Genomic DNA, 24,595 nt, shown 5'->3' on the forward strand with positions numbered 1-24,595 from the left:
ATTATCCCGCAAACTGCACAGCAGTATTTGCATGTAAAAAAGCAGTATCAAAAACAGGAACAGTAAGGTCGTTTTGGGAAATGAGCAACGGTATTTCGGTGCAACCTAGTAGTATACCTTCTGCGCCATTTTGAATTAATGACTTTGTAATTTGTAATAGCTTTTCTTTTGATGTTTCTGAAATAATTCCTTTACTTAATTCATTTAAAATAACATGATGAATAAAATTTCTTTCCTCTTTATTGGGGATGATTGTCTCAATGCTATAATTCGCTAATCGTGATTTATAGAAGTCTTGTTCCATCGTTTGTTTCATACCCAATAATCCGATACGCTTTATATTCTGTTCTACCATTTCTTTAGCACTTACATCACCTATGTGAAGAAGTGGAATGGATATTGCACTTTCCACTTCTTCAGCAAATAGATGGACCGTATTGGAACACATTAATAAACATTCAGCTCCGGATTTTTCAACCTTCTTTGCAACGGTGACTAATTCGTTTTTCACTTCTTCATATTGGTGATTTTGTAATAAAGTAGTTACTTCACCAAAGTCCATGCTATATAAAACAAGCTTTGCATTTTGATCGTATTGAGAGAGTGTAAGTGTATTAATATGTTTATAGTATAATGATGTAGATTCCCAACTTAGTCCACCAATTAAACCGATTACTTTCATCGTACATTCCTCCCGTAACTATTTTGAATTTATTATTTCACAATTCCGATAAGAATACAATGATTTAAATGTACTATTAGACAAAAAATAAAAATAATTAGAAAAGTGTTGAAATTTATATTTTTTAATGCCATAATACGAATTACAAATTAATACTTATCCAGAGAGGTGGAGGGAACGGCCCTATGAAACCTCAGCAACCCCTATATATATTTATAGGAAGGTGCTAATTCCGCAGAGAACACGATGTGTTTTTTGGAAGATAAGAGGATTCTTGAACGTGAAAGAAAATGACCTCTTATGTAAGAGGTCATTTTTTGTTGTATAGAAAGGGAGTGTCGATGCATAATTCATTTTCAAAATAAATATAGAGTAATAAAAGTTGACTATTAAGAGGGGAGAATTGTAATGAATAAATTATCAACAAAATTAGTAGTGGCAATCGGAATTGGAGCAGCATTATACGGGATATTAGGACTTTGGGGATTTTCTATTGCACCCAATACATTTATTAAACCTGCGTTAGCTATTTTAACCATTTTTGGTGCGTTATTTGGCCCAGTGGCAGGACTATTAATAGGACTTATCGGTCATACCGTAACAGATACAATTGCTGGCTGGGGTATTTGGTGGGGCTGGGTTTTTAGTTCAGGCATTATCGGCTTTGCAATGGGGCTCATTCAAAAAAGAGTTGGCTTTAGTGTGAAAAACGGGACATATAATAAAGGGGATATTTCCTATTTAGCTATTACTGGCTTAATTGGTATTGTCATTGCTATTATATTTGCTGGGGCATTCGATATTATCGTGATGGGAGAACCATTTGACAAAATTGTTATACAAGTATTAGGTGCAACAGTTGCTGATGTTATTGTATTTTTAGTTCTTGGATTGCCAATTACAATAGGGTTAGCTAAATCTAATAAGAAACATACACATTTAAAAATTGAAAAGTAGGGATGTTAACATGCAACCAATTATTTCTTTTGAACAATTCAACTTTCAATATAAGCATGCAGCGCAGCCTACTGTTAAAAACGTTACATTTCATATATATCCTGGGGAAAAAGTGCTAATTGCTGGGCGAAGTGGTTCAGGGAAGTCAACATTAGCTCATTGTATGAATGGGCTAATCCCATTTTCTTATGAAGGGACTAGTACTGGTACTATTTTAATTGACGGAAAAGACCCGAGGAAAGGAAGTATTTTTGAACAGAGTAAACAGGTTGGAACAATTTTGCAAGATCAAGATGCACAATTTATTGGTCTTACAGTAGAGGAAGATGTAGCTTTTTATTTAGAAAATGAATGCGTAAATGAAGATGATATGAAAAAGATTGTTTCGGAATCATTAAAAAAGGTAAAGATGCATAATTTTCATAAACAAAGTCCACATGAATTATCAGGAGGGCAAAAACAAACTGTGTCGTTAGCAGGTCTGCTAACGACAAATGCGGATATATTATTATTTGATGAACCTTTAGCGAATTTAGATCCAGTAAGTAGCTTACATACAATAGAACTTATTAAAGATATACATAAACAATATAATAAAACAATTGTAATTATTGAACATCGAATAGAAGAAATGTTAAATCTGGATTTAGATAAAATTATTTTAATGGATGAAGGGGAAATCGTTGAGATAGGAACACCAGAAGAGATTTTGGCCTCAAATATATTACCTTCTATTGGCTTAAGGGAACCTATGTACATGGAAGCATTAAAGAGATTACAGTTTGATAGTAAGAATGAGGTAATATACCCTCTTGAAAATCTTCAAATAGAAAGTGTTCGTAGCGCAATAAATGAGTGGATGGAGAAGCAAGTTTTTTGTGAAAATACTCCTAAAAACAAAGAAATATTGAAAGTAGAAAATTTGTCTTTCTCCTATTCTAATAAGCAAAAAGTATTAGACAATATAACTTTCTCCATAAAAGAAGGGGGAATTGTTGCACTTTTAGGTCATAATGGCGCCGGAAAATCAACACTCGCTCATAGTTTGATAGGTATAAACAAAACAAATAATGATAGGATTTTATTTAATGGAATAAATATCAATACTTGGTCTATTCGTAAACGTGGAGAGATTATATCATATGTCATGCAAAATCCAAATCATATGATTACACAGCCTACTGTTATAGAAGAGGTTTCATTCACATTAAAATTAAAAAAGGTATCAAAGGAAGAAATTAAGCTTAGAGCGGAAGAAACGTTAAAAATTTGTGGCTTGTATCCATTTCGAAATTGGCCAATCCAGGCATTAAGTTATGGACAAAAAAAGAGAGTAACGATTGCATCTGTACTAACAACAAATCCGAAACTTATCATTTTAGATGAGCCGACAGCGGGACAAGATTATTATCATTATAAAAAGTTTATGACATTTATTAGAGAACTAGCTGCAAAGGGAATATCTTTTATTTTTATTACACACGATATGAATCTTGCATTAGAATATGCAGACAGGGCGATAGTTCTACATGAAGGAGAAATTATTGCGAATAATACCGCGTCTACTGTATTAGGAAATCTAGAAACGTTACAAAGGGCGAACTTAAGGGAGAGTTCTTTATTCAAACTCGTTAAATTTAGTGGTATTGCAAATCCTGAAAGGTTTATAGAACTTTATTTTAATGTTATGAGGAGGGCGGAAGGTGTATAGTACATATTTTCACCGTATGGATGGAGCAGTGAAATTGTTGTTATTTATTTTTTGTATGACGCTTACTTTTTTATTTTTTGATTTTCGCGTATTGCTATTTGTATTTATAATTGGATGTATTGGACTCCTGGTTGCTAAAATTCCATTTCGTAAAATTTTTATTGTTTTTACTGTTATATTTACATTTAGTTTATTAAATTCTGTTATGATCTTATTTATTACACCAACCCATGGATCTGAATTAACCGAATCATATACTTCATTTCTACATATTGGATATGCAACAATTACTTATGAAACATTATTTTATGCAGCTACACTTTCATTAAAGTATTTTACGTTATTACCATTTACACTTATTTTTATTTATACGACTGATCCAAGCGGATTTGTGAGTAGCTTAAGTAAATTTCGAATTCATTATAAGATTACTTATGCGATAAATATTGCATTACGTTATATACCTGATATTCAGTCTGAATATCAAATTATTAAATATGCGCAAGAGGCGAGAGGAGTAGCATTTGAAAAAGGAGAAGCAAGTTTATGGATTCGTATGAAAAACCGTGTCTTAATTTTCTGGCCTTTAATTATTCATTCTCTAGATAGAATTGATATAGTTTCAAATGCAATGGATTTAAGAGGGTTTGGAAAGAAGGATACACGTACGTGGTTTTATACAAATAAAGCGAAAAGAGGAGATTTTGTTGCTTTATTTATAGGTGTTTTTATTTTAATTGTTGCTGTGTATTTAAAGTTACATGTATTTCAAAACTTTTGGTATCCATTTTAAAGCACTCTCAAATGAGTGCTTTACTTATTTTTATATAGACATGCTCAAAAAGGGGATATTTACATAATGTATAATACGAACCAGTTAAAATGATCAACTACCTATTAGTTTTCAAACCAAAAGGAGGAGAAAATATGAGTTACGGTGGTTCTTGTGGTTTTGGTGGAGGTTTCGCTTTATTAGTTGTGTTATTCATTTTGTTAATTATCGTTGGATGCAGCTGCTGGGGCGGAGGGTACTAATTTCTAATTAGTCTCCACAAATGTAAACTTACAAAACATAGAAGATACTTATGTATCGAAACAAATAAAAAAGGAGCAACTATGCTCCTTTTTTATTTGTTTTTAGATGAGTTCATATTATATTTCGGTAATGTAATTGTCAAAGTTGTACCTTTATTCATAACGCTTCGGATTTTCAAATTACCTTGCATCGTTTCAATAATTTTAACAGCAACCATTGTGCCTAAACCTGTACCCTTCGTTTTTGTACTAAAATACGGTTCACCAAATCGATTTATTTGCTCTTGTGACATACCAATTCCGCTATCCTCAATTCGTATGATAACCTTATTATTACTAATAGATGAGGAGATATTTAAAGTACCACCATTAGGCATTGCTTCAATACCATTTTTTATTAAGTTTAAAAAACATTGTTGAAAGTGCTGTTTATTACCAACAATTGTTGCCGTAGAGAAATCTTTTGTAATATGTATTGTATTCATATTACATAAAGGTAAGATCATGTTAATAACTCGATTTAACTCTTGTTCTACTGAAATATGATCTAATTTTTCTGAAGCAGGTTTGGCAAACGTTAAATAATCATCAATAATTCCTTGGGCACGATGTAACTCTTCAAGTATATGTTCAATATACTCGTCTCTTGATTCTGGAGTTAAATTTGGTGTTTTTAAAAGTTGAGTAAATCCTTTTACGACAGTTAATGGATTTCTTACTTCGTGCGATATACTAGCAGCAAGCTGGCTAACAATCTCCATTTTTTCCATTTTGATTAACTTCGATCGCATACATACTGCATCTTTTAAAACTTCATTAAAATAAATTACAAATAACATTAAAGTAGTTGGTAATATTATGAAATAAATGATGTATAAATTATTTACTTCAAAATCTGATAAGGTTAATACAATTACAGTTGTAAATATTGCTAGAAAAAATGTTAAAAACATTCCGTAAGCTACTTTAACTTTTCTATTATACTTATTAAATTTTGCGGATGCGAACGCTGTAATGATAAACATTGTGCCATAAACTAATATTGTTAACATACTAAATCCATAAAATGAAAACCTTGTAATTAATAAGATGGCAAGCAATATTATACCAACAGGGAAGCCGCCATAAAGCGTACCTATAATAACTGGTATTTGTCTTAAATCATGAATACAATTTTCATCCATATAGATAGGATAACGCATACATAAAATAAGAGGGATACTCGTACAAAGTATAATAAGTAGTTTTTTATATTTCTTTAAATTGCGCCCGCTATCATATATAAAATAAAAAATAAATATACTACTTAAAATGTAAAGAAGATTATTTAATACGTTTTGATTAATATAAACAAAGTTCATAATATTTGCCCCGTTATTTTGAATTTCCATTTCAAATATATTATACATGATTATAGTAGAAACTTTTTGCTTTTAATAATATAAGTTTATATCTTTTTAGCATTAGCCACGTTTAGCCATTCTTCATAAAATGCTTCAACCGATGCATATCGTTCAATTCTGTTTTCATTTACAGCACGATACGCTATTTCATATAAATCTTTACTTGCTTCCCATTTTGTAAAGGAGCGATCTTCTCCACCGCCCAAGAGAGCAAAAGCCATTGCCCCCATATTAAATACATTTGTCCTTGCGTCAATCATTGCATGTAGCTCGAATTCTTCAGGAGACATAAAACGAGAGGAACCCCATAATCTTCCCATTTTATTCACATATGGTTTTTTAGAATATAAATCAATATCACAAATCTTTGTCTCATTTGTTTGAAAATTATATAAAATACTACCGTCATAAAAATCTATTGCTACATAGTTGTTCTTTTCGACAAATGTATGGAAAGAAAAAATGGAATGTAATGATTGAATTCGTTCCATAACTGATAAATGCTTAAATTTATAAAATGGAGAGCTTGGATTAGTATATTTTTCAGGAGGCGGGAAACTCCAATGCGAATGAAGACATTCACCATCAAACCAATCAAAAATTAGTACATATCCAGAGTGAACTGGATAATGTTCAATTAGTTTTATAAGCGAGTCATGCTTTAATTCTTCGTATAGGGAAGCTGATTTTTTTAATCTTTCAATAGCGTCTTTCATTGTTCCTTCATATGCAAGTGTTTGTGCCCCTGCATATTTAATAAATTTCTTACGCCCATCTTTTTCTACACCGAAAGATAGATTGCCTGAATCTTGCTGGTCAAAAACCGCAAATACGTTTCCTAATTTCAATAGCCAATCAAAATTATGATGCTCTTTTAACCGGAATGTAACTTGATTCAACTGAATTTCAACTGGATAATCTTTCATAATATACCTCGCATTTATTATAATAAAGTTGTATATTTCAGTATTCGACATATTTTTTGAAAATCCTATGTTAAACACATGAAATTTTATAAATATAATAATAATTAATTATAAGAAGGTGAATAAAATGGCACAACAAATCGTTATTAAACCGTATGAAAAAGAATGGTATGAAGAGTATGTAATAGAAAAGGAGAAATTTATTTCTTTATTCGGAGAAGATTGTATTGCTATTGAACATATAGGAAGTACGTCTGTACAGGGATTAGGTGCGAAACCATTAATTGATATGATGATTGGTGTAACTGATTTGAAAGTTACAGAAACGTGGATTGAAGCCCTATTAAAAATTGGATATGAGTATGTTCCAAAAGAAACCCCTAATTGGCGTTTTTTTAGAAAGGGCAAATGGAGGGCAGGCACCCACCATTTACATGTTTATATTTATAATAGTGAGGAGTGGCAGAATAACATTTTATTTCGTGATTTTCTTAGAGAACATAAATGGGTACAAAAAGAATATAGAGAATTAAAAGAGAAACTTGCTGCTACATATCCTTTTGATCGTGCTTCATACACAAACGCAAAAGAACCGTTTATTCAAAAAATAATAAAATTAGCTAAAAATAATCACTAGAAAATTCAAGTGATCTTTAAATTCTCATTTTATTTTAATCTTTCTCTCATGTTCCTTTCTTTTTTATTTGATATTCTGCTTGTTACAGAAGGTTTATAAGGAAGGAGCTTGAATGAATTGGAGAAGGTACTAAGAAATAAATATATTCATTTGTATGTTAAAATTATAGGCATTACTATTATTTTTTGTAGTATAGCATTGTTATTTATTAATGTAATATACGGCAACGTATTAAATATGAAATGGTTAAATAAGAAATTAGGTTCTTTCGGTGAATACGGGGCAATTTTAGCTGCATCGTTATGGATTTTACGTCATATATGGTTATTTTTAAAAAAGAAAAATATCATTGGATTTAAATTGATGAAGGATGTATATCTTTTTATTAAAAAGTTTCACGTATTAATTGGATATACTGTATTAGCTGTATCAATTACTCACGGCATTTATTTTTTATTAAAAGGAAGTCGGCATTTGCTTATATTTTATAGTGGTATATTCTCTCTTTTCATTTTAATCATACTAGGAATCGTTGGATTTCTCTTACAGAAACATAATAAAAAAACAAACTTGATATTGTATAGAAAAGCACATCAAATCATTGCAATTATATTTGGGATAGGAGTACTCATTCATTTAACTGTATAGGAGGAATTACTGTTGCAACGCATATTAATTATTGAGGATGAGGAAAGTTTAGTTGATTTTTTAGAATTAGAATTAAAGTATGAAGGATATAAGGTAGACATTCAGTTTGATGGAAGGAAGGGATTAGAGGCCGCGCTTGAAACAAATTATGATCTTATTTTACTTGATTTAATGCTGCCTGGGTTAAATGGACTAGAAGTGTGTCGTAGATTAAGGGCAACTAAAAATACACCAATTATTATGCTAACTGCACGCGATAGTATTATGGATCGCGTGACAGGATTAGATAGCGGAGCCGATGATTATCTTCCGAAACCATTTGCAATTGAAGAGCTGTTGGCACGTATGAGGGTTATATTTAGACGGGAAGAACATATAGAAAACAAGCATGTTTCATCTCTTACGTTCAAAGATTTACAGCTCCAGATTGAATCGCGAACGATTACAAAAGGAAATGAAGAAATCGAACTTACAAATAAAGAATTTGAACTCTTGCTTATGTTTATGAAAAATATTAATAGAGTACTTACCCGTGATGTTTTATTGGATCAAGTATGGGGATATGATGCAATGGTTGAGACGAATATCGTTGATGTATACGTTCGTTATTTACGTAACAAGTTACATAGTGTAGATAAGGAGGAATATATCCAAACGGTCCGCGGTGCTGGATATATAATGAAATGATTAAAAATATTGTGCATCGAATTCGAAATCTACCTATAAAGTGGAAATTAACACTTTGGTCCACTACTCTAGTATTTATTTTATTCATTTTATATAGCGCTCTGCAGTTTATTGTAATTAATAAGTGGACTATAGACTATGAACAGAAACAAATAAATAGACAAGTGACAGAAATAGCAGCCTACTTCCAAGATAAAAATGATACCCTTTCGAGTAAAACGTTTGAAAACAGTAAAGATTTCTTAAATAATATGATTGATAAACATCAAATGATTCGTGTTATCGGCATGGATGGAAAACCAATTGTTACTGTTTCGCGAGATTTTAATGAGACATGGATAAAGCCAAAACAAGTTTTACAAGATGAATTATTTATAAAAAGACATGTAGAAGATCGCATATTAGTTAAACGTATACCAATTCAAACAAAAGAGTTCACTGGCACGATTGAACTTACGAAAAACTTAGAGGCTTTTGATCATTTATTAAAAATTATTTTAGTGGTAATGATTATTGCCGGAATATGTGGATTAATCCTTAGTTTTTTAGGTGGGGTACTAATCACGAAAAAGCTATTGTCGAGTATTCAAAATATAACGAATACGATGAAGCGTATTAAGAAAAATGGGCTAAATGAACGGGTTCCAGTACGTGAAAATAATGATGAACTTGCAAAATTATCGTTTCTTTTTAACGAAATGATGGATGAAGTAGAAACTTCTTTTACACAACAGAAACAGTTTGTAGAAGATGCATCTCATGAGCTGAGAACGCCATTAACAATTATCCAAGGACACTTATCGATGTTAAATCGGTGGGGAAAAAATGATCCAGCAGTTTTAGATAAATCGCTTCAATCCAGTTTAAAGGAAGTCGATCGTTTAAATAAGTTAGTTTTAGAATTGTTAGAATTATCAAGAGCCGAATCAGAACAGATGCATCCAATCGCAACTGAGCCAGTCCATGTAAATAGTATATTAAAACAAGTTACACAAAACTTTGGCGTACTTCAAACTGAATTTCAATTTGAAATGAAACTGGATGGAGATGCAGCGTATGTCTCAATACCATCATCTTACTTAGAACAAATTATTATTATCGTAATGGATAACGCAGTGAAGTATACAAAGGAAGATAATCAATATATATGTATTGAATCTAGTGTACAAGCAGGAAAAGTTAAAATTCGTATCATAGATCATGGAGCAGGAATACCCGAAGATGATTTACCTTTTGTTCTTAACCGCTTTTATCGTGTGGACAAAGCAAGAAGTCGAAAACAAGGTGGAAACGGTCTAGGTTTGTCTATTGCAAAACGACTTGTAGAGAAATACAAAGGAACGATTCAAATAGAGAGTAAAGAAGCCGAAGGAACAATCGTTACGATTACACTGCCTACCGTTTCACTTTAATAATTCAAAAAGAAGGGATGTTTTGTGCATTCCTTCTTTTTTACGGTCAAATTATTTTGTTTATTTCGAACTTTCTAGTACATTAGAAATATGAAGGGGGAATAAAAGTGAAAGCTATCGTACATCAATATAAAGCTGGATTTGAAGGGGTAGAATATAAAGTATTACCTGAGATAACACCTGATGCTGGAGAAGTGAAAGTGAAATTAAAATCAGCAGGTTTAAATCATCGAGATTTATTTATAATGAATAATAGAAAAGAAATGCAATTACCATTAGTTTTAGGATCAGATGGTGCTGGTATTGTTACGGAAATTGGAGAAGGTGTTTCAGGTACTTTATTACAAAGCGAGGTTATTATAAATCCTAGCATTGGATGGGATCATATTGCCGAAGTACCAGAGTTACCAGAGGTGTTAGGTGGACCGAAAGACGGAACGTTTGCTGAATATATCATTGTGCCAGCTGAAAATGTAGTGGCAAAACCGTCATATCTTACTTGGGAAGAGTCTGGCGTATTATCTTTATCGGCATTAACTGCATATAGAGCGCTTTTTACAAAGGGTAGATTAAAGTGTGGAGAACATGTTTTAATTCCAGGAATAGGCGGCGGTGTAGCGACGTTTGCCATGTTATTTGCGAAAGCAATTGGCGCAAAAGTCAGTGTTACTTCAAGAGTTGAGAACAAAAGGAACTTTGCAGAAACATATGGCGCAGACTTTTCTTTTAATAGTTCTGGAAATTGGGAAGAGAGTTTACACGGAGAGAAAGTAGATTTAATCATCGATAGTATAGGACCAGCAACATTCTTAAAATACTTTGATGTATTAAAACCAAATGGGAGAATTGTTAATTTTGGTGCAAGCTCAGGAGATAAAATTGAATTACCATTACGAGCATTATTTTATAATCAAATCGATATAATGGGAACATCTATGGGGAGCCGTGAGGAATTTAATGAAATGATTCAGTTTATAGAGAAACATAAAATTAAACCAATTATTGATAAAATATATTCGTTAGAAGAAGCCATTGCGGCGTTAACTCGTATGGAACAAGGAGAACAATTTGGTAACATTGCGCTTCGTATGTAATAAAAATATGATTTTGCAACTAATATATTGAAATGACTATGTTATGTATTCTACACATAAAAAGCATATGATTCGTATTGTTTTAAAGGTTTTTTAGCTTTATACATAATTAGCCGTTATAATTAGTCTCAATATTGTCAAATGAGTAATAGTAAAATGAGAATTAGATGAGAAAAGTTTAAGCCCATTTTCATATTGATGTTGTATACTGTGTAAATCAAGAACGCTTTTATTTAAGGAGAGAGAATTATGAATTACACAGTATTTCAATGGTTTAATAATTTAGCTGGATCGTCCAAACTATTAGATACGCTAATGATTGCTATTACAAATAGTGCTGTATATGTAGCAATTTTGTTTATGTTTATCTTATGGTTTAATAATGGAAAAAAAGTCAATGCAATTAAAAAACAATACACAGTGTTATATACGACACTTTCAGTCATTATCGCATTATTAGTAAATGTTGTGATACATGCGGTATATTACCACCCACGTCCATTTGTATCACATGATGTACATCAATTAGTACCACATGCAGCAGACTCATCATTTGTTAGTGATCATTCAGTACTTGTATTTTCCATTGCATTTGTATTTTTGCTTAGAGGAGAAAAACTTAAATATGTCGCTCTTATTTGGGCAGTATTAGTCGGTGTTTCACGTATGTACGTAGGTGTTCATTATCCTTTAGATATACTGGGTGCTGCTTTCTTAACATTTATCACAAGTGGCTTAGTAGTGCAAAGTACACGTATGTTGGAGCCGATAGCGAAACTTGTATTCAAAATGTACGCATTAGTAGCAAAACGAATTCCTTTTTTAGCGAAATATAATCATATAGCTTAATTGTTATAAATAACTATTCGTAGTTTTTTTAAGTTCTCCTTTGGAAATCCAGAGGAGAACTTTTTATTATGTACAAGATAAGGATATACGCATTAAAAGAATGATGAAGGAACAAATGAGCTAGTATCAAAAGTTTTTATTAAATTTGTAGATTATAATAAGTCAACCTAAGTTTGTCTGAATATTCAAAAATTTCACGCACCGCAATGTAAATAGATAAATAAAAAAGAAACAATGGCTACTTTCAGAACGTTTTAAAGGAATTGAAAGGAAAACTTCGAAACATATAGTATTGAAAGTAAAAATTACATATTTTAAAGCACATCCTTGCATGTATCAATAAAAAGAAAGGAGCGAAATATGTATAAACTTCAAACGAATAAAGGCGCGCGGTATTTTATGATTGCTTTTATTGTTTTGTTTCTTATTATGCTTTTGCGTTTTTTCTATATTCAAGCAGTAGGAGTCGTGCATAATGTGAATGTAAAGGATTTAGCAAATGAACAACATAATAAAAATGGTGTTTTGGAAGCGAATCGTGGCACGATTTATGATCAAACTGGAAAAGTGCTCGTTCAAGATTCAACAACGTATCGTGTTGTTGTGAATTTGAAAGGTAATGACAAAGTGAAGAATAAAGATGAAACTGCAGAGCAATTAGCTACTGCGCTTGAAATTGATAAAGAGGACGTATTAAAAAATTTCCATGAGGGGCGTACGCAAGTTGAAATCGGAAAAGTTGGCCGGAATTTGTCTAGGGAAAAGAAAGAACAAATTAAAAAATTGAAAATCCCGGGTGTTTCTTTTATGCCTGAGAAAGCAAGAGTGTATCCAAATGAAGATTTTGCATCTTATATACTTGGTTTTGCTAGACCAGACGATAAAGGAAATACAGAAGGGAAGTTTGGACTTGAAAAAAGTTTAGATAAATATTTGCGCTCGACAAATGGGAATATAGAATATGTGGGAGCACGAGGAGGTATCCCGCTTACAAATGATATAGGAAAAATAGAACCCGCTAAACATGGAAATAACGTATATCTTACGCTTGATAAACAAATTAATAGTTTTTTAGAAGAAGCGATGAATAAGGCGCAAGAGCACTATGATCCTTCTATGTTAGTAGGTATTATAGCGGATCCAAAGACTGGGAAAGTTTTAGCTATGTCTAGTAAACCCAGTTTTAACCCTAATAAAGGGGATATTGAATACTTTTTAAATGATCCAATCGCAAATGCATATGAACCAGGTTCAACGATGAAAGTATTTACGTTAGCTGCTGCAATCAATGAAGGTGTATATAACGGGAAAGAATATTTTCAATCCGGCAAGTATTCAGTAGGTTCAGCGGATATAAAAGATCATAATGGTGGGTTTGGATGGGGATCTATAACATTTGATGAAGGTTTTGAAAGGTCATCAAACGTAGCTTTTTCTATTTTAGAAGATCAGTTATTAAAACCAAATAAATTTAAGCAATATATGAATAAATTTGGTTTTAACCAAAAAACGGGAATAGATTTACCTGGTGAAAGTAAAAATACTTTACTATTAAATACACAAATTCAACAAGTAACAACTTCTTTCGGACAAGGTTCTACAGTAACTCCAATTCAATTAATCCAAGCTGCTACGGCTATAGCAAATGACGGGAAAATGATGCAACCATATATCGTTGACAAAGTTGTAAATCCAACAAACAAGCAAGTTATTATGGAAAATCAACCGAAAGAAGTTGGCAATCCGATAAAAAAAGAGACTGCGGACAAGGTAAGAGACTTAATGGAGCGTGTTATTACGTCTTCAAAAGGTACAGGTACAATGTATAAAGTCGATGGTTACCCAATAGGAGGCAAGACAGGAACAGCCCAAATTCCGAATCCTGAAAATGGACGATATATGGAAGGAAAAGAAAATTATATTTTTTCATTTTTAGGTATGGCTCCAATTGATGACCCAGAGTTAATTATATATTTAGCTATTAAGCAGCCAAAGTTAAAGGGAGATGAATATGGAGCCCAGCCACTCGCTGAAATATTTAAACCAGTTGTGAAAAATAGCCTTGAATATTTAAAGGTGAAACCATATACAGAACAACAAATGGCCGATGCAACGAAAAAATCCCAATTAAAAGTGCAAAACTATGTGAATCAATCAATAGATACGGTAGAGAATAATGTGAAAAAAGAGAAACTCCAACCGATAATTTTAGGAGAAGGAAAAATAAAAAAACAATATCCGCAGTCTGGTGAAGTAATGAGTGAAGGTGATCGTATATTTTTATTAGGAAACAACGCAACAATGCCCAATTTACAAGGTTGGTCAATGCGTGATGTTATGTATTTTTCTAAACTATTAAAATTAGATTTAAAAACTTCAGGTACGGGATATGTAACAAATCAAAGTATTGAAAAAGGACAAGCTATACAAGAAGGCGATGCATTAGAACTAAAATTAGAACCACCGTTACAACCGTTAGCAGAGGCAAATACAAATTAATTCAAGCAATGTGAAGGGTCTATATACAATAGGCTCTTTTTTTATAGAGTTTAGTAATTTCACGCACCGTAATTTTTATAAAAAATAATAAATAAGAAACTTAACAGTTACTAAAACAAAAAAACTTACATATATTGAAATTAGAACGATTGTTCAATTTTTTTGTATTAAACGACGGAAGGAGTCTACATTGAATAAAAGACGATACGATAGCGATTTAGCCAAAGAAGTAATAGCAGAGAAGGCGACAGAATTATTTTCCTTAAAAGGATATACAAGAACTTCAATTGATAACATTGCAAAAGCCTCTGGTTATAGTAAAGGACATATATATTACCATTATAAAAATAAAGAAGAATTATTTGTTTATTTAGCTAAAGACAGTATGAGAAATTGGCACAATAAATGGGAAATAGCAGAAAAACAGTATACAAACGCTACTGGGAAATTATATGGGATAGCTAAATTTGTACTTTATAATTACAAAACGCCATTATTAAGAGCCGGACAAGAACTTGCCTCTGATCCGAGCGCGAACCCTTCTACAATTCAACAACTCTATGGTTTAGCTGTTATCCCTTTAAAAACATATCAAAAAATTTTGGATGAAGGTATACAAAGTGGTGAATTTTATATAGAAAATGTTGAGGATTCAAGTCTTTTATTAGGTTCATGGCTAGGTGGATTATGTCAATTCATTCATTCATTTGAAACAGAGGAATTAGAAGTTTTATTTAATGAAGCCATTACGATTTTTTTACTCTCTATTTCAAACAAACATGCGTAGTATTACAAGCGAATTAGAACGATTGTTCAAATCTTTACACTCGTCCGTTTTCATTATATGTATTAACAACAGGAGGTTTTTTATATGGATGAACAAAGAGTCGCGATTGTAACTGGCGGAGCTTCTGGTATCGGTAAAGCTTTAGCTATTCAATTAGCAAATAAAGATATATTTGTAATTATCGCAGATATTAATGAAACAAGTGGTCAAGAGCTTGTGAATAATATAAAAAATAATAATCAACTAGCTAGGTTCGAATATTTAGATGTTACTAACGCTGGATCCGTAGAGGAACTTATTATAAAAATAGTTAATGAGTTTGGTAGAATTGATTATATGTTTAATAATGCAGGAATTGCTATGTATGGAGAAGTATTCGATATGTCTTTAGATAATTGGAAACATATTATTGAAATAAACTTATTAGGAGTAATTTACGGGACACAATTGGCTTACCAATTCATGAAAAAACAAGGATTTGGTCATATCATTAATACTGCGTCTGCAACAGGTTTAGGACCTGCTCCACTTTGTACCGCGTACGCAACAACAAAACATGCTATCGTCGGTTTAACCACTTCATTACATTATGAGGCAGAAGAATATGGTGTAAATGTAAGTGTACTTTGTCCAACTTTTGTAGATACACCCATATTTGAAAAATCAATTGCAATTAATATGAATAAGGACCAAATTATAAAACAACTAAAAACAAATAAGCCGATTTCAGCAGACAAGTTTGCTGAAATTGCACTGAAAGCTATTCATAAAAATAAATTAGTTATATGTCCAATGCCGTTAAAAAAAACAATGGATGTATTCTTCACTTTATTTCCTTATCTTCATAAAAAGCTAATGCGTTTCGTATGCCGAATTGGTCGAAAAGCAAAAATGACCCAACTGTAAATATCTGATTATTTTTTATTTACAGTTAAATGTAAATGTGATAATATGGAAAAATCAAATGCAGTGAAGAGAAGAGTAAATAAAATGAATTTTTCACAGAGAGCTCCATTTAGCTGAAAAGGAGTAAAAATTCTTTATTGAACCAAGCCTCTGAGCAGCACATCGGAACCTATTATTAGGGGGTGGTGTGACGGGAGCTCCCGTTATAGAGCTATGGTATAAGCATGAATTAGAATGCAGTACCTGATAAGGTTAATATGGTGACATATTAACAAACTAGGGTGGCACCGCGATGATAAATCTCGTCCCTAAGACTAAAGTCTTGGGGGTGGGGTTTTTTTATTGGTTAAAAATAATTTGGAAAGCGGGGCCGAAAATGAAAAACTTACTTAACGATTGGAAATATCCTTTATTATTACTGTCCGGAGTTGGTATTGCAAATTTAGGGGCATGGATTTACTTGATAGCACTAAACGTACTTGTCTATAATATGGGTGGCTCAGCCCTAGCTGTTGCTACTTTATATGTAATTAAACCATTAGCCGCTTTATTAACAAACGCTTGGTCAGGGAGTATGATTGATCGTTTAAATAAACGAAAATTAATGTTTCACCTCGATATATATCGTGCGGTATTTATCGCTATTTTATCTTTACTTCCATCACTTTGGATGGTTTATGTATTCGTATTCTTTATTAGTATGGCTAATGCAATTTACGAGCCAACTGCTATGACATATATGACTAAATTAATTCCAGTTGAGAAAAGACAACGTTTCAACTCATTGCGTAGTTTAATAGGATCTGGTGCATTTTTAATTGGCCCAGCGATAGCGGGAGTATTGTTAATAGCAAGTACACCAGAGTTTGCAATATATATAAATGCTATAGCATTTCTCTTATCAGGAGTAATTACATTGCTATTACCTAATCTTGATAAAAAATCCGATATGCATACATCAAATGACAAGTTATCTTTAGCTGTACTAAAAAAAGATTGGAACATCGTTTTAAAATTTAGTAAAAAATCTTCGTATATCGTTTTTGTGTACTTCTTATTTCAAGGGATGATGGTTTTAGCTACCGCAAATGATTCGCTTGAATTGTCATTTGCTAAAGAAGTTCTATTGTTAACAGATAGTGAATATGGATTTTTAGTTAGTGCCGGCGGGGCTGGAATTATTTTAGGAGCTATAACAAATACAATGTTATCTAAAAAATTAGCGCCGTCATTTTTAATTGGAATAGGATCATTATTCATTGCAATTGGTTATTTAATTTATGCTTTTTCAAATGGGTTCGTAATAGCTGCTATCGGATTTCTTATTTTATCTTTCTCTATGGCATATGCAAATACAGGATATTATACCTTTTATCAAAACAACGTTCCCGTTCACATAATGGGACGGATTGGAAGTATATATGGACTAGTAATTGCCGGCATAACCATTTTGATTACGATTCTATTCGGAGTTGCAACTCAATTTATTTCTATACAACTTGTAGTTATTGTAGGATCATTGGTAATGTTACTTATAACTATTATATTGTGTGTGTTTACTTTATTACCTTCAAAATCCAAGGTATATCATGCTGAGTCAGTAGATTCCAAATAATTTTTTCTTCCATTTTTCAATTAGTATACATCACTAGAGGATTCTTTCATCTATATATTGAATAATAATTAGGTGGAAGAATCTCTTCTGTATATGACGGTGACAAGTATGATTAATGCAAAGGATGTAGCGCAGGAAATTATTATATCTAGATTTAGATTGTTCAATTGATTATATGTCTAAAGTAACGAAGTAGGGGTTAAAAAATTAATAAAAATATAGAGGGGCTTTTAGATTACATGGATACTAAGATTAGAGCATATAAAAAATCTGATGAAACCGGTTGGGTACGTTGCCGTGTGTTATCTTTTTTAGATACAGCATATTACGATAACGTATTTAGAGAGAAAGAAAAATATGAAAATCCTGCAATTGAATTAGTAGCTGTATACGAAAATCAAATTGTGGGTTTAATAGATATTGAATATGAATTAGAAGAACGTACGGTATGTTCAAGAGGGACAGGTCTTGGCGGCATGATTTGGCATATTGCAGTTCATCCGGATTTCCGTAGAATGAAAATTGGTAATCAACTATTAAATGAGGCAGAAAAGTTAGCGAAAGAACTTAACCTAAATCGATTAGAAGCGTGGACTAGGGACAATCTATGGGTACATGGATGGTATGAAAAGAACGGATTTGTAAACGTAGATTCGTATTTACACGTATATAGCGATCATACAGACGAGATAAAAGGTGTAATGAAAAGTAATATTGATCAGTTATATCCGGTTCAAACATTTGCTCATTATACAGGTGAAAATAAAGAAGACATAAGAAAACAATTTAAACGAGTTCATGATTGTTTTTGTTTTGAAAAACATTTTAATTGACGAGAAACCCTTTATTTACTAAATAAGGGGTTTTGTAATTTTATGTATATAATCATAAAGATTTTAGGATTCAAAAACATTACTATAGAGTTGTAAATTTTAATTATTAATTCATTATGAAGGGAAGTACTAACATCTTGTATATGATCAATGGTAGTTTGTTTATTATTTTAGTGATTATTTGTTATTTAATTGTACGTGGGATATTAATGAGTATAAAAAATAAAAAATATGTGATTTGGTGGCAAGAAATAATAAGCTTTTTATTCGTAGTCTATATTTGTATGATTGTAGCAGTCACTCTATTCCCTTTACCAATCGGTTTTCCTTCTAATATTGAAAATTTGAATCGATCGGTCAATATGATGCCATTTGTATCAATTATTAAAGACATCAATCAAATTGGTAGTGCTTACGATGGAGATAGTCAATTTATGATTGGTCTAATTGTAAGAAATGTAGGCGGGAATATTTTATTATTAATGCCTTTAGGGTTTTTAGTACCAATTTTATGGAATAAATACAAGAAATTCAAAAATACAATTCTACTAGGATTTTCTATATCAATTAGTATTGAATTGCTACAATTAATTGAGTCTTTATTTAGTGGTGTGGGACGTATTACTGATATTGATGATGTAATCTGTAACGTTTTAGGTTCTATTTTTGGATATTTTATTTATAAAATCTCTTTAAAAATGGTTACTAAATTTAACATTCGAGTGTTAGATAAAACTAATTCCAAAGATGTAGAATTAGTTGATAAATGAAAATTCAAATGAGGTTATGAATATATTAATAAAATTATTGAAGACGTACTCGTTACTCGTACGTCTTTTTATTTTTTAAAATAATGCTTCAGACTGATGGGAAATCACATTCCACATCATACAATTAAAAGTAGCTATCGTATTTCAATTATGAAATGAAAAGAAGAGAATATAATTTTTAAAGGCAAACAACTATATAGGAGGACTTTAAATGGATATTGTACTTGTTATTCTTATTATTGTTTTGATGCAAGGGAAAGAGCGAAAAGTCAAAATAAATCGCATTTGGCTTGTTCCAGTTTTGTTGGGCTTTGTAACAATCCAGTCCATTATTCATATGGGACAAATAACTTTGCTGCAAGGACTATTATTTGTTGCAATGCTTGGAATTGGCTTAGGTTTTGGCATTATACGCGGAAAAGTTTTAACATTTCGATTAGATAGTGAAACGGGTCATGTATTACGAAAAGGAAATTGGTTAAGCACAATGATTCTTCTTGTTATTTTAGGTGCGAAAATTGGAATTAAGCAAAGTATGTTTTCAGGTAGTACACATTCCACATTAATGGTTGTAACGAATGCCTTTTTATGTATTACATTAGGTACGGTAATAAGTAGACGATATTATATCTGGAAAAAATATAATGAGTTAATACAAAAAGTGTAAATACATTTATCCCTTGTTTAACAATGCTGTGAACGGTAATACTAAATAACATTGAACTTTTATAACAAGGGATGATCATATGATATTCATTTACACTGATTTCGGCGGAACACATTCAACTGCACTCGCTGCAGCTTATCATTTAAATAAATTGCCAACTGACCGTAAGTTAACGAAAGAAGAAATATTAAATGTAGATTACTTTAATAAATTGAAAACCGAAGATATGGGGAAAATTATTTTTCATGGAATAGATGAAAATGGTAATCCTGTATATACAATTGGGTGCGGGGCATCTAAAGTCGTTGTACCTGCAATGAAGCATTTAGGAGAGATATTGCAAAAACATTATCAAAGTCATGAAAAGATTATTTTTTCTAATACATCACCAACAGTACCTTTACCAATGACTTTTGGTGGTCTGTTTTCTAGAAGGTTTCATATTGACTTTATTGGTGTACCATTACTTGTATGGGGTGCAAAACTTAGCTGTGATAACATACAAAGACTTGTTAGTTATACGAAAGAAGCAGGTCGGTTGACGAATGATTATGTCGTGATTTTAGATAATGAAACTTTTAAATAATGTATGAGAAAAAGAAAATCGAGCAAATTTCTTGATTTTCTTTTTAATTTGTGAAAAAGACAAGAAATATTCACATTTATCATCTATCTACTATAGCCAAAACAATAAAGTCCTGTTACTATTACAGGGATATTCTCTTTTCATAACATAAATATATAGAAAAATTAGAAAAGAGGAATTGAATTAAGGGAGGAACAACATGAAGCGTGTTGCTTGGATTACTGATAGTACAACTGCGAGTTTTACAACAGAAGGAGATAACTTTGTTATCCCAATTGAAGTTATTATTGATGGTGTGTCGTATAAAGATTGTGAAGAAGGTGTGCGCGAGCGCGTTTATAATGCTTTAAACGAAGGTAAAACTGTCACTACATCACAACCTAACATAGGGGAAATGGTAGAGTTATTTTCGAAATGCAAAGAAGAATATGAAGAGGGATTTGCAGTTGCTATTAGCGGAAAAGTAAGTGGAACCTATCAAAACATGAAGTTAGCTGCAGAAATGGCAGGTTTCCCATTAACGGTATTAGATAGCGAAACAACAAGTTATCCAATGGATGAACTAATTAGAAAAGCGAAATCGTTATACAATGATGGTATGACTTTACAAGATATACACAAAACATTAGTAGATGAAAAAAGAAGACCTTTCCACGTATTCCCGAAAAGTTTAAAGGGTCTTTACGCAAGTGGACGTGTAAAGGGAGTTCAATTTTTACTTGGGAGTTTATTAAGTGTTAACTTAATATTAGAAGTAAAAGGTGGCGAGCTTTTACTTGAAAAGAAAGTTCGCAAAATCCAAAAATGTCGAGAATACATTAAAAATGAACTTGAAAAAGAATTACCAAAAGTACTTCACATGTTCCATGCTAACGATAAACCTGGAGCTGAAGAATGGATTGCAGATATTAGACAAGCATTCCCTGAAATGGATTTCAAACTATATCCATTACCAATTTCATTTGCGGTACATGCAGGTGAAGGTACAATAGCAATTAGTTATTAAGAAGAAAACCCGTGAATGATTCGCGGGTTTTTTTATTTTAAAATGGGGACACACCATGTCTATATTAAGCAAAAGAATTCATTTTATTGTTTCCAGGACTAACCAATCACTCGACTTATTTAAAAATATAAACCTTTTCCTACTGGCTGAACAGTTTCTAGTACAATATCAACCATTTCTTCATTAAGCAGGGTCCTTATAATCCAAGCTGAGAGCTCTTGAGCAGCGAAACAACCTGCAGCAGTCGATATATTTCCTTCGTTTACGAAACTTTTTTCAATAACCTCTACGCCAAATTCTTTAAGCTGTTCTACTGCGGATGGATATGTAGTTGCTTTTTTGCCAGTTAGCAATTTTTTAGCTCCTAATAGTAGTGAACCAGAACACATAGATCCTATTAATTGTCTTTGAGGATCTACATGAATGCTATTAATATATTGTTGATTTTTATATAAATCCTTTACACCTTTACCGCTAGCAAATATTACAGCATCGGCAAAAGGGATATTAGATATGCTTCCTGTCATGGGAATACGCAAGCCAGACATAGATATATGAGATTGTTCTGTCCCTAAAAGCTGGACATCCCAATCGGAAATACCACCGACTAAACGTACACGATTTAATAAATCCCATGGTAGAAAAACATCTATATCGGTAAAGTTATCAAAACAGACTATTGCAATTTTCATTTTCTAACCCTCCACTTATGTATATCATTTTATTAATAATATAAACATCTCTTTTTTATGTTCTATATCCAGTTATAAATCCCTGTATATTACACGTATATGAAGGAGGTGTAGTGATTTTTTAACGCCTCTAAACATAAAAAGATATAAAATCTTTTTCTTGCTTTCTATAGATTTTGTGTACAAAACCAAGATCTGTAGCAATAACTCGTAAGGTATTGGGAATGAGAATCTTTAAAATTCTCAAGGAAATAGGTGTAATTTATTACACATACAAATAGAAATAAAAACGTCATCCTTTTTTATAAATTCTCAGATAGAAACACGTTTTTCGTTTTTAGGAGGGCATTTTTTCATTAGCTTGCTAATCTATATATAATATGATTTTTATAATTTCTCTAAAATAATTTTGACGTATTTATTTTTTCAATATAAAATAATGTTCATCCAAATTTAACCAATATCATATAAAAGATGTCTCTTTTTATATGCATAGGTATAAATCTCTTTAGTTTTAAGGGGAAAGGTTAATATGAAAGTAAAGAAACTAGTTACGCTTGTAGTACCATTTATACTATTATACGTGTCAGTTCAATTAACCGGAATTCTTCAAGGCCATTTCAGCAACTGAACGAAATCGGAATAGATATTAATTTGAAGGAAAAGTCCCCAGAGAAACGAAATATTGTAAAAAACCTCCAAAAATGTTGCATGGTATACAAGAAGGTGACATCATTTATGTTACGGACTTAACTCAAATTACTCGTAGTACAAAAGATTTATTTGAATTAATCGATAACATACGGAGTAAAAAGGCAAATTTAATATCCTTAAAAGATACATGGCTAGATTTATCAGAAGATAATCCCTACATCCAATTCTTAATTACTGTTATGGCGGGTGTAAACCGATTAGAACGTGATTTTATCCGTATGCGATAGCGTGAAGGAATTGAACTAGCTAAGAAAGAAGGAAAGTTGAAAGGGCGGTCAAAGAAGTACCATAAAAATCATGCAGGAATGAATTATGCAGTAAAGCTTTATAATGAGGGAGATATGACTGTAAATAAAAAACTTATGAAATTACAAATGTGTCTAGGCCTTATTATATAGAAAGCTATCGGAAAGGAACAGTTGATGAGTTATACCAAAGATCGGAAATATATAATAGAAAATAAGTTTCATATAGAGGTGAAATTATATGCCTAAAATTGACAATATGCTAGCAATTCTATGGATGCTTCGTTCAGGTGAAAAAATTACTGCAAAACAAATTTCAGAAAAGTTAGAGATAAATATAAGGACTGTGTATCGTTATATTGATACAATTTCAACTAGTGGCGTACCTATAATTTCAGAACCAGGACATAACGGCGGATACACTTTATTGAACAATTTTATTGAGGCTCCTCTTTTTTTTGATTTTGAGGAGCAAACTTCACTATTTCATGCTGCTGTTTTTGCAGAAGAAGCCGGGTATTATGGAGGTGAAGCATTAAATAGGGCCATTTCAAAACTAAGTAAATACTCAAATCAAGAGCAGGAAATAAAGATAAACCAACATTTAACTAGTCTTGAAGTAATAAGTCGATTAAGTTCACACTCTATAGAAACTTTTTTGAAGGAGTTGGAGCAGGCCGTAGCTAACGGGGGTTCAGTAAAAATTCTTTACCATAAAAGTGGCGAAAAGCAATTAAATTATAGATCGGTCGATCCATACAGAATTATCTATTGGAATAATAAATGGTATGTAATTGGATTTTGTCATCTTAGGAATGATATCCGTAGTTTTAGAGTAGATCGAATTGAAAGTTTAATACAAACCGAAAATAAGTTTAACCGGCCAGACAATTTTTCAGCAAGTGACTTTTTTATAAAAAGTCTTCTTCCAACTATAGAAGATAAGGAAAGTATTATTTCTTTGGTTATTAATGGGGATAAAAATGTATTGGCTGATATTTGCCAACATTGGTTTTTAGGACATTATTTACAAGAACGGACTTCAAATCAAGCAGTTTTTCTTCTTGAAAAAGATATGATACATAAATATGTACCTTATTTACTTTTACCGTACAATAAATCTATTAAAGTTATTGAGCCAATAAGTCTTAAGAAGAGAATTATTGAAGTTCTGTCTGAATTAATAAAATTTCATCAAGTATGATAACTTCCCTGACGTTAACTGTCAGGGAAG

Annotated in this window: 24 protein-coding genes, 1 pseudogene, 1 riboswitch and 1 other annotated feature; of the genes and pseudogenes, 21 read left to right on the forward strand and 4 right to left on the reverse strand. The window is 31.8% G+C overall.

Going from position 1 to position 24,595, the window contains the following annotated elements; translation table 11 throughout:
• Position 1: 1 nt before the first annotated feature.
• Positions 2–682 carry an aspartate/glutamate racemase family protein gene (locus PDK19_RS13435; RefSeq protein WP_270707301.1) on the reverse strand — a complete coding sequence of 227 codons (681 nt, stop codon included), beginning with the start codon at positions 680–682 and terminating at the stop codon, positions 2–4.
• Between the two features lie 153 nt (positions 683–835).
• A riboswitch (SAM riboswitch) is annotated at positions 836–951 on the forward strand.
• Between the two features lie 139 nt (positions 952–1,090).
• Here PDK19_RS13435 and PDK19_RS13440 point away from each other — a divergent pair.
• The 4 genes from PDK19_RS13440 to PDK19_RS13455 all read left to right on the forward strand — a co-directional run bounded on the left by PDK19_RS13440 (position 1,091) and on the right by PDK19_RS13455 (position 4,385).
• Entirely contained in the window at positions 1,091–1,639 is a 549-nt protein-coding gene (locus PDK19_RS13440; protein WP_049112470.1) for an ECF-type riboflavin transporter substrate-binding protein, read from the forward strand.
• 10 nt (positions 1,640–1,649) lie between these two features.
• Complete coding sequence (locus PDK19_RS13445; protein ID WP_270707303.1) at positions 1,650–3,350, forward strand: ABC transporter ATP-binding protein; 1,701 nt, start codon at positions 1,650–1,652, stop codon at positions 3,348–3,350.
• Positions 3,343–4,143, forward strand: a complete 801-nt coding sequence (locus PDK19_RS13450; protein WP_000287574.1) for an energy-coupling factor transporter transmembrane component T family protein — start codon at positions 3,343–3,345, stop codon at positions 4,141–4,143. Before PDK19_RS13445 ends, PDK19_RS13450 begins: the two co-directional genes overlap by 8 nt.
• Before the next feature lie 134 nt (positions 4,144–4,277).
• Positions 4,278–4,385, forward strand: a complete 108-nt coding sequence (locus PDK19_RS13455) for a YjcZ family sporulation protein (protein ID WP_000120182.1) — start codon at positions 4,278–4,280, stop codon at positions 4,383–4,385.
• Positions 4,386–4,477: 92 nt separating this feature from the next.
• On the opposite strand, the gene PDK19_RS13460 is transcribed toward PDK19_RS13455, so the two are convergent.
• Positions 4,478–5,746, reverse strand: a complete 1,269-nt coding sequence (locus PDK19_RS13460) for a sensor histidine kinase (RefSeq protein ID WP_001012272.1) — start codon at positions 5,744–5,746, stop codon at positions 4,478–4,480.
• An 86-nt stretch (positions 5,747–5,832) separates the two neighbouring features.
• Positions 5,833–6,714 (reverse strand): serine/threonine protein kinase, encoded by an 882-nt coding sequence (locus tag PDK19_RS13465; RefSeq protein WP_088106764.1) that lies wholly within the window; start codon positions 6,712–6,714, stop codon positions 5,833–5,835.
• Positions 6,715–6,841: 127 nt separating this feature from the next.
• Between PDK19_RS13465 and PDK19_RS13470 the strand changes: the two genes are divergently transcribed.
• The 15 genes from PDK19_RS13470 to PDK19_RS13540 all read left to right on the forward strand — a co-directional run bounded on the left by PDK19_RS13470 (position 6,842) and on the right by PDK19_RS13540 (position 21,710).
• Positions 6,842–7,351, forward strand: a complete 510-nt coding sequence (locus tag PDK19_RS13470) for a GrpB family protein (RefSeq protein WP_014893681.1) — start codon at positions 6,842–6,844, stop codon at positions 7,349–7,351.
• 117 nt (positions 7,352–7,468) lie between these two features.
• Complete coding sequence (locus PDK19_RS13475; protein WP_014893680.1) at positions 7,469–7,999, forward strand: hypothetical protein; 531 nt, start codon at positions 7,469–7,471, stop codon at positions 7,997–7,999.
• A 12-nt stretch (positions 8,000–8,011) separates the two neighbouring features.
• Positions 8,012–8,686: a response regulator transcription factor gene (locus tag PDK19_RS13480; RefSeq protein ID WP_088106763.1), complete on the forward strand. Its 675-nt coding sequence runs from the start codon at positions 8,012–8,014 to the stop codon at positions 8,684–8,686.
• On the forward strand, positions 8,683–10,098 hold the full coding sequence (locus PDK19_RS13485; protein WP_000594491.1) for a HAMP domain-containing sensor histidine kinase: 1,416 nt from the start codon (positions 8,683–8,685) through the stop codon (positions 10,096–10,098). Before PDK19_RS13480 ends, PDK19_RS13485 begins: the two co-directional genes overlap by 4 nt.
• Positions 10,099–10,205: 107 nt before the next feature.
• Positions 10,206–11,192, forward strand: coding sequence for a zinc-binding dehydrogenase (locus tag PDK19_RS13490; RefSeq protein WP_049113531.1), 987 nt, complete (start codon positions 10,206–10,208; stop codon positions 11,190–11,192).
• Between the two features lie 249 nt (positions 11,193–11,441).
• Positions 11,442–12,041: an undecaprenyl-diphosphatase gene (locus tag PDK19_RS13495; RefSeq protein ID WP_001110138.1), complete on the forward strand. Its 600-nt coding sequence runs from the start codon at positions 11,442–11,444 to the stop codon at positions 12,039–12,041.
• Between the two features lie 360 nt (positions 12,042–12,401).
• Positions 12,402–14,540 carry a penicillin-binding protein gene (locus PDK19_RS13500; RefSeq protein ID WP_270707309.1) on the forward strand — a complete coding sequence of 713 codons (2,139 nt, stop codon included), beginning with the start codon at positions 12,402–12,404 and terminating at the stop codon, positions 14,538–14,540.
• A 190-nt stretch (positions 14,541–14,730) separates the two neighbouring features.
• Positions 14,731–15,327, forward strand: coding sequence for a TetR family transcriptional regulator C-terminal domain-containing protein (locus PDK19_RS13505; protein ID WP_270707311.1), 597 nt, complete (start codon positions 14,731–14,733; stop codon positions 15,325–15,327).
• Between the two features lie 84 nt (positions 15,328–15,411).
• Positions 15,412–16,233: an SDR family NAD(P)-dependent oxidoreductase gene (locus PDK19_RS13510; protein WP_000344381.1), complete on the forward strand. Its 822-nt coding sequence runs from the start codon at positions 15,412–15,414 to the stop codon at positions 16,231–16,233.
• A 54-nt stretch (positions 16,234–16,287) separates the two neighbouring features.
• Positions 16,288–16,546: a binding site (T-box leader), on the forward strand.
• Between the two features lie 63 nt (positions 16,547–16,609).
• Complete coding sequence (locus PDK19_RS13515; protein WP_049112231.1) at positions 16,610–17,848, forward strand: MFS transporter; 1,239 nt, start codon at positions 16,610–16,612, stop codon at positions 17,846–17,848.
• A gap of 239 nt (positions 17,849–18,087) precedes the next feature.
• Positions 18,088–18,681 carry a GNAT family N-acetyltransferase gene (locus PDK19_RS13520; RefSeq protein ID WP_000379883.1) on the forward strand — a complete coding sequence of 198 codons (594 nt, stop codon included), beginning with the start codon at positions 18,088–18,090 and terminating at the stop codon, positions 18,679–18,681.
• Between the two features lie 137 nt (positions 18,682–18,818).
• A complete protein-coding gene (locus tag PDK19_RS13525) occupies positions 18,819–19,451 on the forward strand; it encodes a VanZ family protein (RefSeq protein ID WP_000281848.1) in 633 nt (210 codons plus the stop codon).
• A 211-nt stretch (positions 19,452–19,662) separates the two neighbouring features.
• On the forward strand, positions 19,663–20,118 hold the full coding sequence (locus PDK19_RS13530) for a DUF1453 family protein (protein ID WP_000355837.1): 456 nt from the start codon (positions 19,663–19,665) through the stop codon (positions 20,116–20,118).
• Positions 20,119–20,197: 79 nt separating this feature from the next.
• The gene (locus tag PDK19_RS13535) at positions 20,198–20,704 is read left to right on the forward strand and encodes a DUF3189 family protein (protein ID WP_014893677.1); all 507 of its coding nucleotides are present in this window, start codon (positions 20,198–20,200) and stop codon (positions 20,702–20,704) included.
• Positions 20,705–20,903: 199 nt separating this feature from the next.
• Positions 20,904–21,710 (forward strand): DegV family protein, encoded by an 807-nt coding sequence (locus tag PDK19_RS13540; protein ID WP_000831949.1) that lies wholly within the window; start codon positions 20,904–20,906, stop codon positions 21,708–21,710.
• 119 nt (positions 21,711–21,829) lie between these two features.
• On the opposite strand, the gene PDK19_RS13545 is transcribed toward PDK19_RS13540, so the two are convergent.
• Positions 21,830–22,402, reverse strand: coding sequence for a DJ-1/PfpI family protein (locus PDK19_RS13545; RefSeq protein ID WP_049112220.1), 573 nt, complete (start codon positions 22,400–22,402; stop codon positions 21,830–21,832).
• Between the two features lie 594 nt (positions 22,403–22,996).
• Here PDK19_RS13545 and PDK19_RS13550 point away from each other — a divergent pair.
• Both PDK19_RS13550 and PDK19_RS13555 read left to right on the forward strand, forming a co-directional pair.
• A pseudogene (locus PDK19_RS13550) lies at positions 22,997–23,539 on the forward strand (recombinase family protein).
• Between the two features lie 63 nt (positions 23,540–23,602).
• A complete protein-coding gene (locus PDK19_RS13555) occupies positions 23,603–24,565 on the forward strand; it encodes a helix-turn-helix transcriptional regulator (protein WP_001124116.1) in 963 nt (320 codons plus the stop codon).
• Positions 24,566–24,595: the final 30 nt, after the last annotated feature.

Origin of the sequence: Bacillus cereus group sp. BcHK124, from assembly GCF_027712065.1 — a bacterium.
Taxonomy (GTDB): Bacteria; Bacillota; Bacilli; order Bacillales; family Bacillaceae_G; genus Bacillus_A; species Bacillus_A pacificus.